The 11,904-nt window shown below is 70.6% G+C and carries 9 protein-coding genes, 1 tRNA gene and 1 pseudogene; 3 read left to right on the forward strand and 8 right to left on the reverse strand.

Annotated features, from left to right (window positions below; genetic code table 11):
• Positions 1-367: 367 nt before the first annotated feature.
• The 3 genes from ACIBB8_RS36060 to ACIBB8_RS36070 all read right to left on the reverse strand — a co-directional run bounded on the left by ACIBB8_RS36060 (position 368) and on the right by ACIBB8_RS36070 (position 3,637).
• Entirely contained in the window at positions 368-1,381 is a 1,014-nt protein-coding gene (locus ACIBB8_RS36060) for a medium chain dehydrogenase/reductase family protein (protein ID WP_398959453.1), read from the reverse strand.
• A gap of 210 nt (positions 1,382-1,591) precedes the next feature.
• Entirely contained in the window at positions 1,592-2,944 is a 1,353-nt protein-coding gene (locus ACIBB8_RS36065) for a carotenoid oxygenase family protein (protein ID WP_398959437.1), read from the reverse strand.
• A 129-nt stretch (positions 2,945-3,073) separates the two neighbouring features.
• A complete protein-coding gene (locus tag ACIBB8_RS36070) occupies positions 3,074-3,637 on the reverse strand; it encodes a TetR/AcrR family transcriptional regulator (RefSeq protein ID WP_398959439.1) in 564 nt (187 codons plus the stop codon).
• 155 nt (positions 3,638-3,792) lie between these two features.
• On the opposite strand from ACIBB8_RS36070, the gene ACIBB8_RS36075 reads away from it, so the two are divergent.
• Positions 3,793-4,230: a hypothetical protein gene (locus tag ACIBB8_RS36075; protein WP_398959441.1), complete on the forward strand. Its 438-nt coding sequence runs from the start codon at positions 3,793-3,795 to the stop codon at positions 4,228-4,230.
• Between the two features lie 1,737 nt (positions 4,231-5,967).
• On the opposite strand, the pseudogene ACIBB8_RS36080 reads toward ACIBB8_RS36075, so the two are convergent.
• The 4 genes and pseudogenes from ACIBB8_RS36080 to ACIBB8_RS36095 all read right to left on the reverse strand — a co-directional run.
• A pseudogene (locus tag ACIBB8_RS36080) lies at positions 5,968-6,216 on the reverse strand (MFS transporter); the annotation flags it as partial.
• Between the two features lie 597 nt (positions 6,217-6,813).
• Positions 6,814-7,224: an MFS transporter gene (locus ACIBB8_RS36085; RefSeq protein ID WP_398959443.1), complete on the reverse strand. Its 411-nt coding sequence runs from the start codon at positions 7,222-7,224 to the stop codon at positions 6,814-6,816.
• Positions 7,225-7,846: 622 nt separating this feature from the next.
• Positions 7,847-8,509: a response regulator gene (locus ACIBB8_RS36090; RefSeq protein ID WP_398959445.1), complete on the reverse strand. Its 663-nt coding sequence runs from the start codon at positions 8,507-8,509 to the stop codon at positions 7,847-7,849.
• On the reverse strand, positions 8,506-9,633 hold the full coding sequence (locus ACIBB8_RS36095; RefSeq protein ID WP_398959447.1) for a sensor histidine kinase: 1,128 nt from the start codon (positions 9,631-9,633) through the stop codon (positions 8,506-8,508). Before ACIBB8_RS36095 ends, ACIBB8_RS36090 begins: the two co-directional genes overlap by 4 nt.
• Positions 9,634-9,851: 218 nt before the next feature.
• On the opposite strand from ACIBB8_RS36095, the gene ACIBB8_RS36100 reads away from it, so the two are divergent.
• Positions 9,852-10,235, forward strand: a complete 384-nt coding sequence (locus ACIBB8_RS36100) for a DUF6223 family protein (protein WP_398959449.1) — start codon at positions 9,852-9,854, stop codon at positions 10,233-10,235.
• Positions 10,236-10,442: 207 nt separating this feature from the next.
• Here ACIBB8_RS36100 and ACIBB8_RS36105 read toward each other — a convergent pair whose 3' ends face one another.
• Positions 10,443-10,628 (reverse strand): hypothetical protein, encoded by a 186-nt coding sequence (locus ACIBB8_RS36105; protein WP_398959451.1) that lies wholly within the window; start codon positions 10,626-10,628, stop codon positions 10,443-10,445.
• A gap of 334 nt (positions 10,629-10,962) precedes the next feature.
• Between ACIBB8_RS36105 and ACIBB8_RS36110 the strand changes: the two genes are divergently transcribed.
• Positions 10,963-11,039 (forward strand) — tRNA-Trp (locus ACIBB8_RS36110).
• Positions 11,040-11,904: the final 865 nt, after the last annotated feature.

Genomic DNA, 11,904 nt, shown 5'->3' on the forward strand with positions numbered 1-11,904 from the left:
GAGAGATCTACCGGCTCATCGTCCCCACGAGCACCCCAGCCAACCACCCAAGCCCCGCGGGAGTCGTTGCTTGACATCCATAGGGGCATCAACGCGCTTGTGAATGGTCTTCCGTCACGGAGCATGGCTCATAGGCGCCGTACCGCTCGGAGCGGCGTACGGCGCCGTCCGTCGCGGTACACCACCGCGGGTTCCCGCACCCTCCGGGGGGTGTGGGAACCCGCGTGCTTCACGGAGCCGGGGCCTGTGCGCTTCCGCGCCTTGCGCCGTCGCAGCGCCGCTCTCCCCGCTTTGGCGCCGGCCGCGCCGATCCCAGGTGCCCGCTTGCCGATGCCGGTCCAGCCGAGGCCGATGGCGACAGGCGAGCTCAGGCGCGGTCCGTCGGTATCAGGACGACCTTGCCCACGACCGTGCCGGATTCGGCGAGTTGCACCGCTTCGCCGACCCGGGTGAGCGGGATGCGTGCGGCGACCTGAGGCGTGAGACTCCCGTCGGCGAGCAGTGCGAACACCTGGGTCAGGTCGGCGCGCAACTTGGTACGGAAGGTGGCGAGCCTATGCCGGCCGGCCCAGATGTTGTAGAAGTGGGCGCTCCTGCCGTTGGGTAGCACGTTCCAGAGCATCAGACGGGCGAAGAGCTTGAGGACCGGGGCTTTGGACGAGCCCTGGGCGTCCCGGGTCGAAGCCGTGCCGTAGGACACGAGCGTGCCCGTGCGGGCGAGCAGGCGGAAGGAGTGCACGATGCTCTCGCCGCCCACATGGTCGAACACCGCGTCGTAACCGCCTTCCGGGGCCAGCTTCCGGAGCTCGTCGTGGAGGGCGGGGGACCGGTAGTCGACGGGGGTGGCTCCCAGTGCCTTCACGGCGTCGTGGTGTGTGGCCGATGCGGTGCCGACGACGCGGGCGCCGGCGATGCGGGCGAGCTGTACGAGGGTGGAGCCGACGCCGCCGTTCGCGCCGTGCACCAGGACGGTCTGCCCGGCGTGGACCTTCGCGAGGCGGTGGAGCATCTGCCAGGCGGTGATGCCGTTGACCACGAAGGTTTCGGCGTCCGCGGAGTCGACTGACTCGGGCACTTCGGTCAGGTCACCGGCGTCCACAGTGACATGGGTGGCCCAGGCTCCGGTCTTGGTGAGGGCGGCGAAGCGGCGTCCCAGCAGGCCGCTGGGTACTCCCTGGCCCACGTCCACGGCTCGCCCGACGAGGTCGTAGCCGGGCACGAAGGGGAACGGCGGCTGGTCGTAGTACTTGCCGCGCCGCATCTGCTGTTCGGCGAAGGAGATCCCGGCGGCTTCCAGCGCCAGGACCACCTGGTGGGGCCCGGCTGGCTCGGCGGGACGGGTGCGCAGTTGGATGCCGTCGGGCTCCACGACGCCGGGCAGTACGGCTTCCGTGACGGTGGACGGTTCGGGGGGAGCGGCATTGGTGCTCCGGGGTGCTGTGTAGGTGGTGCGGCCTACGACGTTCTTCACGGGGGTTCTCCTTCAACGCTGATGTGTGGGGGTGCGACAGGGCGGGGCGGGACAGATCGGGACGGAGTCGAAGGCGTCGGCACGGGTGGAGAGTGCGGAGGGGCGGACGCCGGTCTGGCGTCAGCGCGCGGAGTCGGGAATCCAGGAGCCGTGGATCATCGCGGGCACGCGGCGCGGGAGGTGAACCGTGGCGACCGGGGGCACGGTGAGGTCGGAGGCGTCCAGGACGAGCATTCTCGAGGCGTCGGCGTTGAGATCACTGACGATGGCGAGGAGGTAGCCGGCGTCCTCACCGGTGGTGCCCTCGGACTGCACGAACACGGCCTCGCTGGGCAGTTGCCCGGTGCCGAAGGGCAGCAGTTGGCGGGCGCCGGTGGTGCGGTCGTACTTCACGAGGGTGTGGTTGCCGATCCCGAGGTCGTCGGGGAATGACAGCGCGTACTGGTAGCGGTGCTCGCTGCCGGTGAAGTTGTCGTTGATCGTGGGGAACTCCACCGTCAGGTCGTCGGTCTGCTGCTCCTTGACGGTTCCTGTGGCCAGATCGATGGTCCAGCGGTGGCTGCGGGAGCCGGAGTTGGGCTCGGCTCCGCGATCCGGGGCGCCGACCCACCAGTTCCAGGAGCGCTGCCAGCCCTCGCGGCCCACCGTGGGGCCCTCGACGACGATCCGTCCGGAGGCGTCCTCGTAGGCGTTGGCGAAGTGCATTCCGTACCCCTGGCCGATCTCGAACCAGCGGATCCCGGCCGCACCGCCCGTTCCGCGGGGCATGACCCCGATCCGGGAGGCCTGCGCGTCGCTCCAGCTGTACGGGATCCCGGAGTGCTCGGCTGGGTCGAAGGTGACTGATCCCTCCAGGAAGATCACGTGGTGTTCGGTGATCGCGAAGTCGTGCTTCAGTGCGGCGCTCGCGCCTGGGACCTCCTGGCTGTCCAGCACCTGACCGTCGGGCGAGGCGACGTGGTGGATCAGGAACGGCGGGAACGGGGAGGAGGTGAAGAAGTGCAGTTCACCGGTGGCCGGGTCCTCCTTGGGGTGGGCGGTCATGGCAGAGGTGAGCTTGCCGCCGAAGTCGTAGGCGCCCACCGTCTCTAGGTCGGCCGTGAGTTCGAAGGGCAGCGCTGCCTCCGACAGTGCAAGCAGCCGCCCACCGTGTTCGATGACGTGCGTACCGGCCGTGCTGGCCGTCAGGTCGGGCCCGTGCTCGGTCATATAGGGGGCGCCGTCCAGGGCGGGGGTGTGGACCCACCGGTTGCGGTACCACTCGGCGCGGCCCTGGTTCAGCCGGATGCCGTGGACCATGCCGCTGCCCTTGAACCAGTGGGCCGGCGTGATGCCAGGCTTGGGATTGTGGCTGTTGCGGATCAGCCGACCGGTCAGTTCGGGCGGCAGGGTCCCTTCCACGGTCAGTTCAGTCGCGGTGATCTCGTCGGCGACGGGGGAGTAGTGACCGGTCAGGTAGGGCTTGCTGGCCATGATGGACCTCAATCTCGGTAGAAAGGATTCGACAGTCAAGAAGTGTGTGTGGTTAGACACTCACTTTCGTGGCGAAAGTTGGGCGGCCGCTGGGTCCAGGGACGTGCGGCCGCCTGTCAAGGTGTGACGTCAGTAATGCATGATCCCCGCCGTCAGGGTGCGGGTCCAGGGTGCGGAGATCGCCTCGGCGTCGATCGAGACCAGTAGATGGCAGAGCATGCCGACGGCGAAGAATTCCTGCACCTGCTCCTCGCTGCCACCCGAGGCGCTGCGGACATACTCGACGCAGCGGGCGTACCCCGCCCGGACCGCCTCTTTGACCGCGGGCTCGGAGACGGCGGCCGCCTGGGTGTGCAGCTGGACCAGCATGAGTTCGTTGTCGCTGATCAGGCGGGCGTAGGCATCGCCCATCGAGGTGAGTACCGCCTCGGGGGTGCTGCTCCCGGCGTTCGCTGCACCGCCCTCGAGGGCCGCGCGCACCCGGGTGAAGCAGTGCTCGACGGCCGCGGTGAACAAGGCTTCTTTGTTCGGGAAGAGGCGGTAGACGTAGGCCTGGGAGATGCCGGCGGCCTTGGCCACCTCGGTGGTGGTGGTCCCGAAGCACCCCCGGGCCGCGAAGGCTCCGATGGTGGTGCGCAGCACCGTCTCCCGGCGTTCCTCGGCTGTGGATAGGTGGCGTCGCTCCGTCCTCATGTGAGTACTCAATCACTCACACTGTTTCATGTCAAGTGCGGAACCCGCGACGACGCGCAGGCCCGACTGTGCGGGCGCGGATGCGGGGCGGCGGCCCGGAAGCGGCGCTCGCGCATTGGGCGGGAGGGGGACCGGGCAGGGGGTAGCGTTCCGGCATGACGTCAGCGCTGCCTCGGTTCCCGCCGTATCCGATCCGTGGCGTGTGCGTCCTGCATCAGAAGCAGAACTGCGCGCCACATTTCGCGGAGATAGAGGTGGATTTCGAGCCCGCAGCCGAGGGCTTCGCCTTCGAGGTAGCCCAAGAGCTGACGGTGGAGTACGAACCTGCCGAAAACCTGCCACGCTTCTTCGCCGCTGCCGCCGTGGGGATCGAGGAGCAGCTGAGCTTGCCCGAGCACGGAGTTGTGATCGCCACTCGGGTGGTGCTGCGGCGTGCCCGCGCCGATACGTTCGGCTCTCACGATCTGGCGTTCAAAATCGCGGGCTACCTTGCCGCCCGCAAGGCTTTGGCGTGCGGGTTGCCCGCGACTCTGAGCGCTGTTCCTCGCGACGGTGGGTGGCTCAATCCTCACTGTCAGCCGGACCTCAAGTGACATCAGGCGTGCTGTCGTGGACGGAGTGACAAGTAGCGCGCTGACTTGGTGACCACTCCCGCGCTTCGGTCAAGCGAACCCCCAGGTCAGTACCGACCGGCCGCTGCCGCGGTAGGCGCAGCGGTTCTCGCTGCTACTGGCATCATCTACGCCTCGGCGGCCGGGCCCGCCCAGGGTGCCCCGTTTGTTCAGCAGGCTGCTCCCGCGGTGGCTTTTGCCGGTGGTGGCAGTGGCGGGAGGGGGGCGAGGGCCGTGACCGTGACCGTGACGACGACGAAGGTTACGGTTACGGGGGGAGGGGCGGATCCATTTCAACGAGCGGTCGTACTCTGCTTACACGGGTGGCTGTATCACCGTGGTCAGCGGTCTGGGCTCGCGGAGCTTCAACGTCTGTAACGACAGCCGTAAGTTCGTCGAGGTCTTTCGCGGGGTGACCTGCGACAATGGTTCCCCGATCGCGACGGTCGGCCCGTGGAGCACCATCACTGGTGTCACGCCCGATTTCGTTCGCGGGGGCGTGTTCGTCCGCAACGGCGTCGTGGGCAGTTTCCGGGTCGTCGGCGACTGTCGCGGCGGGTGGTGGCACGGTTGCCTGTATCCCGTGGAAACCCCGGGTCGTCGGCAACTGTCGTGGCGGGTGGTGGCACGGTTGCCTGTATCCCGTGGAAACCCCGGCCCGTCGGAATCGGGCCGGGGTTTCCGGCATGCGGGGGGCATTTTGTGGCGGTGCCCGGTCTCTGGCGGCCGTATCACGTGCGCGGCCCACGCCCGGTGCGTCATAACACCTGCTACGCGATGCCCCGGTGCGCTATAACACCTGCTACGTCATGCTAAGTGTTTACCGAGTTCCCCGCGTGTCGCGCTGGGTGGACTCGGCCGGCCGTAGTCCTGGGAATCGGGTCCTGGGTGTCTGGTTGCCGGGCTGCCTCGTGTGGGGCCGTTCGCGAGGACACGCGGGTGGCCAGGACTGTGCATAGACCCCCGTGCCGGGGGCGGGGTGGGTGCATGGATCGCGCGACCGGCAGGGGCCGGATCCTGTGGTCCTGCTGCTGTGGCGTTTGGGCAGTGGGGCGAAGCCTGCGCCGCCGGTTTTGGGGGGCCGGTCCGGGGATGTCCGGCGCGGCCGGTGCGGTGCCCCGGCGTACCTTGTGCCGACTGTTGTGGTGAGTGTGCCGGGTTCACCGAAGGGTCGTTCGCCGGATGGCCGGGCGGTTGGTGTGGCTGTGGTGTGTGCGGCCGTGAGGTGCAGGAGCCGGAGCCCGTGCGTGGGGGGCTTTCGTGTGGGTGGGGTCGGATGGCCGGGCGGTTGGTGTGGCTGTGGTGTGTGCGGTCGTGAGGTGCAGGAGCCGGAGCCCGTGCGTGGGGGGCTTTCGTGTGGGTGGGGTCGGGTGGCCGGGCGGTTGGTGTGGCTGTGGTGTGTGCGGTCGTGAGGTGCAGGAGGGGAGCCCCGTGAGGGGGGTTCCTCGGTTTGTGAGGATCGCGGGGGTGCCGGTGCCAGGGTGCGCAGGTCCCGCCGGGTCCGGCGGGCCTGGCGGGACCTGCGTGGCAGGGGCGTGCTGGTGTTTTCTGCCGTGGGGCCGGTGCCCGCGGGCGGGCTCAGGCCCGCGCGGGCGGGTGCCGCTACGGGTAGCCGCCGGTTGTGGCGGCCGGCAGCGTCACGCAGCCTGCGAACACCAGGCTTGCATTGCGCAGCCTCGGTGTCACCGCCAGCGCGCCGGTTCCGATGACGGGCACCGGGATTCCCGCGTGCGCGACGACGAAGAACGCCGGGATGGTGGCGTCCTTGTGGGGGGCCGGGGCCGGCGTGCTCGCCGCGGTCAGGGCCGCCCTAAAAGCCAGGCCCTGACCGATGCCGCCGGTCACGGCGCCCATCAGCAGGACCGGCAACGACGCCGTCGGCAGGGATGCCTCCACCGTGAACAGGCCGGCCACCGGCACCGGGCAGCCGACGGGCAGGGCATTGCGCGCGGCGACGCGGCCCATCAGTTACGGCCTGGTGCACGTTAGAGAGTGGGTCAGCGAGCGGCGTCATGCGGCTTCGAATTTAAAGGCGGAGGAGGGAGGCGACGGGAAGGGGGCTCCTTCCATGCCTTAGGGCTATGGGGGAGTCGTCGACTGGCGACAACGCCGGAGGCGGAGTCGCATGACGGCGGGAGCCCGCTCGCTCTCGTGCACCAGGCCGTAACTGCCCGCAGGCCGAGGCGCAGAAGACGCAGAAGGCGATGGTGGCGGACACGGCCAGGTTGTGCATGCCCGGTGTGTGGGCGAGGAAGGCCGGCGCGTTGGTGGTGAACAGGCCCAGCAGGGAGAGTCCGGCGAAGGCGGCGAGCGCACAGGGCGCGAATACACTGCGTACCTCGGCCGGGACGACCATGCCCTGCCCTCGTGGCGGGGGCCTGACCGTGCTGCGGCACGGTCTCGGGCGGCGGCGAGGTGACAGCCGCCGCGGCCGTCAGGAGCGCCAGGTGGGTCAGGAACGGCAGCTGCAGCGGCCACGGTGTGTGCTGGGCCAGGGTCCCTGCGACCACAGGGCCGAGTCCCGGACCGCCTATGTTGGCCGCGGTCGCCGCGAATCTTGCGCGCTCACCGCGCCCGGCGGGTGCCCCCCAGCACGGCGGCCGTGCCGGTACCGCTGAGCAGTTTGGCGCGGAACCCCGACAGGGCACGACCGGTGAACAGCTGCGGCAGATCGCCCTCGAGCAGGAAGCACACCGCGCTCAGCGCGGGCAGTCCCAGCGCGTACGGCAGGGCCGGGCGACGGCCGAGAACATCGCAGAAGTCACCGGCCCAGAGCAGCGCGGTGATCGCACCGATGGTGTAGACGGCGAACATCACGGTGACGATGAGTTCGGAAAAACCGATCTGCTCACGGTGGAGCCCGTACAGCGGTGTCGGCAGGGTCGTGCCCATCGTCCCGACCGCGAACACACCTGCCGCAGTCAGATATCCGGGCCGGGCGGTGTCCTGCTGGTGGCCTGTTTCCTGGTTGTTCACGGCTCGCCATAGGCATCGGGCCGGTTGTGCACAGGTGTCGGCTTTGCTGCAGGCGCGCTGGTGCACAGGCGCGGCCAGGATGGCGGGGGTCTGCGCCGCCCCCGGCCCGCCGGCCCCGCTCATCACGGTGGCCCGGCCAGGATCTTGCCAAGCGGTTTCCCCCGTCCCCAAGTCCACCGCGGGTGCGTGGGGGAGCGGGCGGTCATCGGGCGGTGCCGGCATGCCACTGCCGGTACCGCCGAACGGGAGATACCGAAGGTCCGTGCGCTGAGCCATGTGTTCGGTACCACCCGGCCGCACCGCAGCCCCGGCCCCATTCGGCCCCGTCTGCCGCGCGGCCGCACCGCAGCGGGAGGGATCGGGGGCAGCATGGGAGTGGAAGCCCGCCCGGGAGCCCTTCGCACGTCGACCGGGCGGGCCGCCGTTGCGCAGCCCGCCCGCCGGTCTGCGCGGCCGGCGGCCGCCGCACACGGCCATGGTGGTTGGCTCAGGTGGGCAGGGCAGTGCTGCCGGCGGGCCCGGGCAGCGCCGGCCGGGCCCGGCAGCCAGGCCGCCACCGCCCGCGCCGCCCCCGTGGGCACTGGCGGGGGGCGGGGGCAGGCCTGCAGCCGGGCCGTGGATGTCAGGAGCTGCGCGGGGCTACCAGACCGGATTCGTAGGCGAGGACGACCAGTTGGGCGCGGTCGCGGGCGTCGAGTTTGTTCATGGCCCGGTTGACGTGGGTTTTCGCGGTCAGCGGGCTGATCACCATGTGATCGGCGATCTGGTCGTTGGACAGGCCCCTCGCGACCAGGGCGACTGCCTCGCGTTCACGGCTGGTCAGCTCGTCCAGCCCGGTGCCGCAACCGGCGGGGAGCGGCTGGGTGACGTACCGGTTGATCAGCTTGCGGGTGATCGACGGTGCGAGCAGGGCGTCACCGCGCGCGGCGACGCGGACGGCGTGCAGGAAGTCTTCCGGCACGATGTCCTTGACGAGAAATCCGGCAGCGCCGGCGCGCAGCGCGTCGAAGACGTATTCGTCCAGGCCGTAGTTGGTCAGGATGACGACGTGTACCCCGGCCAGGGCTGGGTCCGCGGCGATACGCCGGGTCGCCTCGATGCCGTCCATGACCGGCATCTGGATGTCGAGGAGCGCGACGTCGGGCAGGTGCTCCCTGGCCAGGGCCAGGCCCTCCATCCCGTCGGCGGCCTCGGCCACCACCTCGATATCGTCCTCGGCGTCGAGAAGCGCACGGAATCCGCTGCGAAGGAGCGGCTGGTCGTCGACCAGCAGGACACGGATCATGACGTTCGGTCCACGGGGAGTTCGGCCCGGACGGTGAAGCCGCCCCCGCCGCGCGGTTGGGCGCGCAGCCGGCCGCCGAGGGCCATGACGCGTTCACGCATTCCGAGCAGCCCGACGCCGGGCGCCAGGGCGGTGTCCAGCGTCGCCTTGCCGTCGTCATCGACCCACACGACCAGGGCGTCGGGCCGGTAACCGATCCGGACCGACGCAGCAGCGGCACCGGCATGCCGGGCGGCGTTGGTCAGCGACTCCTGAACGATCCGGTACGCGGTCCGGCCCACCGCGGCCGGCACGTCGTACTGCTGCCCTTCGACCGTCAGCGTTGCGTCCAGGCCGATGGTACGGGCCCGTTCCACCAGTTCCGGGAGGTGGCCGAGCCCGTGCGGCGGGGTCGTGCCGTCGTCGCGCAGCGCCTCCAGGGTCGCGCGCAGTTCCCGGGTGGCCTCACGTCCGGCCTCCTGGATCGCGAGCAGGGCCTTTGGCACCTGTTCGCCGCGCCTGCGGGCCAGGTGGACGGCGACTTCGGCCTGTACCTTGATGACCGAGATCTGGTGGGTGAGCGAATCGTGCAACTCCCGCGCGATGTGCAGCCGCTCCTCATCAGCGCGACGCCGCGCGGTCTCCTCCCGGGTGCGCTCGGCTTCGTCCGCCCGCCGCTCGGCCTGCCGCAGTGCCTCCCCCGCGGCGCCGGCCGCGATCAGCCAGGCTATCTCCAGGGCGCCGCGGGCCTGCGCGAACGCCTCGCCCACGTTGTGCAGGCCCGACGCCAGAGCCGCAAGCGGCAGAGCGGCCAGCATGCACAGGCTCGCCACCACCGTGATGATGCGGTGGCCCTCGCGCATGGCGGCGTACACCGCGAACAGGTACGCGACGGCGGGCACGTTGAAACCGGCTGCCTGGTAACCCACCGCGCACAGCGCGGTGACGGCCAGCACAAGAACCGGAGCCCGGCGGCGCGCGGCCAGCCCCAGGCCACCGGCCGCCAGCAACGCGTAGCCGAGCGGGCCGGGGTTCGTGGCGGAGCGTTCCCCGGACACCCCGGCGACCAGCAGCGCCGCCGCCACGCCGACGGCGATCGTCCCGTCCCTGACGCCGGCCGGGACACCGAACCGTCCTGTGATCATGCCCGCACCCTAACCGGACGCCGAAGCGGGCGAGTCCCGCTCGCGCACGAGCGGCCGGCTACTGCGCCCGTAGTACCTGCGCGGCGCCTGCGGCATCCGCGGTAGCCGGGTGCGCCATCGGGGGCAGCGCAGTGTGTCTGCGTCCGCGGGACGACAGGCAGCGGATGCGGCGGACATGATCAGGCGACGTTCAGTAGTGACAGGACAAGGAGCACCTCATGTCAGTCGGATCTGTGCTTGCCGCACCGGCGTCCGCGCACGTCTTGGTCCAGCAGGCCGCCGCCGGTTCTCACACCATGACCCCCGAGCGGGTCTGGGCCAGCGCGGCCGCGGTGCTGGCGCTGATCGGCGTGGTCCTCGGCCGGCTGGCTCTGGCCCGCTTCACCGGCCGTGTCCGCACCGGCAACGGGCGGGCCGCGGCCGTCGTGGCCGTGGCGGCGGGGCTGATCGCCGTGGTCAACGGCGGGCTGGTGGTGGTCAGCGCCGACGGTGGTCCCGGCACCGGCAACGGAATGGTCGGCGGCTTCGTGGCCGTGGTGATCGGGCTGATCGGCGTGGTCCTCGGCCGGCGGGCTCTGGCCCGCTCCCGCCGCACCGTCTGACCGGCTGACCGCAGCGGATACGAGCGCGCGTTCGGGTCTGCCCGAAGACCTGTCAGATGCCGCCGAGTACCGGCGCTGCCGAAACCGGTGGACGTTTTCGACTCGCTGACGGACGCTCACTGCCTCCCGGGCCGGTGCACACGTGCTGTCCGTTCTCGGGTCGGGCACAGATGTCCGTGAAGACGGTCAGCAGGGTTCGGCTCGTTGTCACACGCAGCTGTGGTGCCGGCCGGCCCAGCCTACGATGTTCGAGTACGACTCGTCGAAGAAGCGGGTGTCGCGGTCCCGCTCTTCGCCGGTGACGCGTTCGTATGCGCGGTCCGGTGCGAAGAGCAGGCTCTCGGCCCGGACGTGGTTGGTGGCGTACGGGACACAGGGCCGCAGGGTCCTCAATGACGCTTTCGCATACGAAACGGCCGGCGACGACTGCACAGCGGGTGCAGAGGAAAGCGTCGCCGGACAGGTCCTGTCCGTATTCCTTGCGGTCCAGGAGGCAGAGCGTCCATGACGGTTGTTCGGCGAAGCCGGTGACCAGGGACAGCGGCAACTGAGCAAGGCGGCCGGCCAGTGCGGCTGCAAGCTGTTCGGCGTGCGGGCCCCCGCGCACCCGCACCCGCACCCGACGCGGTGGGTGAAACCGAAGGGAGCCCCTGACTGCTCGCGCCCGGCCGCCGTGAAAATCCGGTGGATCCGCGCTGGCCGCCCATGACAAGCTGACGCGTACCGAAGGGGTGTAGCTCAGATGGCCAGAGCGCCGGTCTCCAAAACCGGATGCCGCAGGTTCGACTCCTGCCACCCCTGCCACCGCTCACGGCTCCCAGGTCCTCAATGAGCGTTCTGTCCTGGCCGGGGTGTTGGGCAACTCCGTGTCGGTCGCAGGGGTGGCGGCCGCGCACGTAGGCGTGTGAGGTGCGCCGGCCGTCAACCGCCCGACGCCGTGCGGCCCGGCATCCGCTGCGGCCGGGGCGGCTGAGGAACGGCGAAGCCGGCCTCCGCGGTTGCCGGGGCCGGCTGGTGTTCTGGTGTGTCAGGCGGTCTCGGTGAGCGCCTTGCGACGGGGCGGCACTGCGCGTGCGGTCACGGCGGTGAACGCGGCGGTGGTCAGAAAGGCTGCGCGGGCGCCGGGCACGAACACGCCGGGACACCTGCGACCGCCACCGCCGGCACACCGCGCTCGCGGGCCGGCTGTCCACCACTCGCATCAACAACCGCGCGGGTCAGTGCATCTGGGCGGCCCCGTCTGCGGGGTGCTGATCCGGCACGCCTCGACGTTCGGCCCGCACACACCTGCACAGCCCGGCCGCCGGGCCGCCCGTGGGGCACTCGGGCACCATCGGCTGCCTCCATCGCAACAGCACTGAGCACCGGCCGGTGGGGGGTGCACCGGCCCTGCGGCGCAGCTCCTGCCGGAAGCGGCGCCGCCGGTGGCTGCGGGAACGCTGCCACCAGCAGGCCGGTCACGCACCCTGCCCGTGCAGTGGTCCGCCCGGTCGGCCCGCTTCGGGGGCTGACCGCCCAGGGCTGACGGAGCAACCTGGGGGCGGGTCCGCAAGGCCGGGCCCGGGGCATGTTCCGGCCGGGTTCGGCCGCATGGCCGGCAGGTCCGGTCAGTAGGCCGAGTTGACGTGGTCGATGGAGCCGTAGCGGTGGGCGGCGTAGTTGGCGGCGG

The sequence above is a fragment of the Streptomyces sp. NPDC051286 genome (assembly GCF_044455345.1).
Classification (GTDB): Bacteria; Actinomycetota; Actinomycetes; order Streptomycetales; family Streptomycetaceae; genus Streptomyces.